This is a genomic window from Craterilacuibacter sp., from assembly GCF_051659485.1.
In the GTDB taxonomy this organism is placed as follows: Bacteria; Pseudomonadota; Gammaproteobacteria; order Burkholderiales; family Chromobacteriaceae; genus Craterilacuibacter.
This window is the reverse complement of record NZ_JBOFOO010000226.1, coordinates 1-2,442: the sequence shown is the minus strand read 5'-3', so window position 1 is coordinate 2,442 and position 2,442 is coordinate 1. Positions and strand designations below refer to the sequence as shown.

Below are 2,442 nucleotides of genomic sequence, written 5' to 3'. Positions count from 1 at the left end.
ATCCAGCTCAAGCAGACCACGATGCAGGACGCAATGGCACGTGGCGACGTAAAGGTCGAAGGACGACCGGGCGCGTTCGCCGACCTGATGGGGATGCTGGTCACCTACCCCGGCTGGTTCAACATCGTGACGCCGTGAACGCTCCACACCAGGATCGAACATTGCCCGAGCGGACTCGGTGGGTGGTCAAAATCGAAATTGCACTGCACGAAGGGAGGATTCCAGAATGAAAAGTGGTTCCAGGGGACTGCTGCGCATCACGCTCGGCCTCGTCGCCGTGGCAGTGTTGGGCACGAGTGGCGCACATGCGCAGACCGCCAAACCCAATATCCTCATCATCTTTCCCGATGATGTTGGCTGGGACAACGTCAGCCTTTACGGTCACGGCAAGATGGGATACCGAACGCCCAATATCGACCGCATCGGCCAGGAGGGCGTAATGTTCACAGATCACTACGCACAACCTTCCTGCACGGCAGGCCGGGCAGCCTTGATCACGGGGCAGTATCCGATCCGCAGTGGCATGACAACGGTGGGGCGGCCTGGTGGCGAACCCGGCTTGCAAGACGCGACCCCGACGCTGGCTGAGGTACTCAGCGGGCTTGGCTACGCGACCGGTCAGTTCGGCAAAAACCATCTCGGCGATCGGAATCAGAATCTTCCGACAGTGCATGGCTTTGATGAGTTCTACGGCAACCTCTATCACCTGAATACCGAAGAAGAGCCCGAACAAGTCGACTATCCGAAAGACCCTGAATTCCTCAAGAAGTTCGGAGGGCGTGGCGTGCTGCATACGTACGCTACCAATACTGTCGATAACACAGTCGATCCCCGCTTTGGCAAGGTTGGCAAACAAAGAATCGAGGACACAGGCCCGCTGACGCGCAAGCGTATGGAGACGGTTGATGACGAGTTCATTGCCGCCGCCGTCAAATTCATGGAAGGAGCTAAGTCTAAAGACAAGCCTTTCTTTGTATGGCTCAACACGAGCCGAATGCACATGTTCACCCGTCTGCGGGCTGAGAATCGCTACCTCGCGGCACCCTATTCGACTGAGCATGACATCTACGGTAGCGGCATGATCGAACATGACCGGCAGGTCGGAGCATTGCTCGACACGCTGAAGAACATGGGCGTGCTGGACAATACGATTATCGTCTATTCCACCGATAACGGACCCGAGCACAGCGCGCGTACACACGGGGGCACGACGCCCTTCCGCGGTGAAAAGATGACCACCTATGAAGGCGGTGTGCGAGTGCCGATGATGGTGCGGTGGCCGGGACACATACCGGCCGGCCAGATGCTGAGCGGCATCCAGAGCCACATGGATATATTCACCACGCTCGCAGCGGCAGCCGGTGAGCCTGATGTTGTTAATAAGATGCGCGTCGAGCGCAAACAATACCTTGATGGCGTCAACAACCTGGGCTATTGGACAGGCAAGACCGATGAGAGCGCTCGCGATAATTTCATCTACTATCACGAATCGAATATCAGAGCCGTTCGCTACAAGCAGTGGAAGCTGCATTTTGAAACCAGCGAAAACTACTACGCGCCGTACCAGAAAGAGAAGTTTCCGGTCATCTTCAACCTGAAGATGGACCCTTACGAGTCTTTCGATAATGTGACGGACAGGTCCGATATTCTCCAGAGAAAGCAGTGGCTCAACGAGCCGGTTCAGGAACTGCTCGGAGAACACATCCAATCACTGGTTGACTTTCCACCAGTGCAGAAGGCAGCGACACTGGACTTCAGCGAGTTGATGAAGCAACTGACGCAAGGCAAGCAGTAGTCGCGTGAAAGGCGCAGGCAAGCCCTCCGTGCCGGGCCGGATTTCGTTCGGCATGTCGAGTGTCGTGGAGGACGTCAGCGGCAAGGGACGGAGGTAGCGACTGCGGGCGCCAGTGGGGCCGCACAGCCGACCCAGGAAGGCGACTGATAATCCGGCCCGTCCGCAGCGCGAGCGCCAGATCTCAATCGACGAGCAGAGAGATGACGAGGTGAACGTGAGCCGAAGGAATTCGATTACGGCGTTGACCGGGTTTGCCTGCCTGTGTCTGTTACTTGCGTCCCGAGTCGGTCATTGCCAGTCCGCCGAAGAATTGGCGAAGCAGCTGGCCAATCCGATCGCCGCGCTGATCAGCGTGCCGTTCCAGATGAACTGGGACGGCGACATCGGTCCCGCCAGGGACGGCGACCGTTTCACGATGAACGTACAGCCGGTGGTTCCGATATCGCTGAACGACGACTGGAATGTCATCTCGCGCACCATCCTGCCGGTCATCCACCAGTCCGACATCTTTCCGGGCGCCGGCAGCCAGACCGGTACCGGCGATACGGTGCAGAGCCTGTTCTTCTCACCGAAAGCGCCGACCGAGGGCGGCTGGATCTGGGGAGTTGGCCCGGTGTTCCTACTGCCGACCGGCAGTGACGACCTGC

The 2,442-nt window shown here is 58.1% G+C and carries 3 protein-coding genes; all 3 read left to right on the top strand.

Going from position 1 to position 2,442, the window contains the following annotated elements; all coding sequences use genetic code 11:
- A complete protein-coding gene (locus tag ACRC1E_RS08095) occupies positions 1–138 on the top strand; it encodes an alkyl sulfatase C-terminal domain-containing protein (RefSeq protein WP_438514593.1) in 138 nt (45 codons plus the stop codon).
- 88 nt (positions 139–226) lie between these two features.
- Positions 227–1,795 carry an arylsulfatase gene (locus ACRC1E_RS08090; RefSeq protein ID WP_438514592.1) on the top strand — a complete coding sequence of 523 codons (1,569 nt, stop codon included), beginning with the start codon at positions 227–229 and terminating at the stop codon, positions 1,793–1,795.
- A 310-nt stretch (positions 1,796–2,105) separates the two neighbouring features.
- A partial coding sequence (locus ACRC1E_RS08085; protein ID WP_438514591.1) for a hypothetical protein occupies positions 2,106–2,442 on the top strand: 337 nt, incomplete at its 3' end.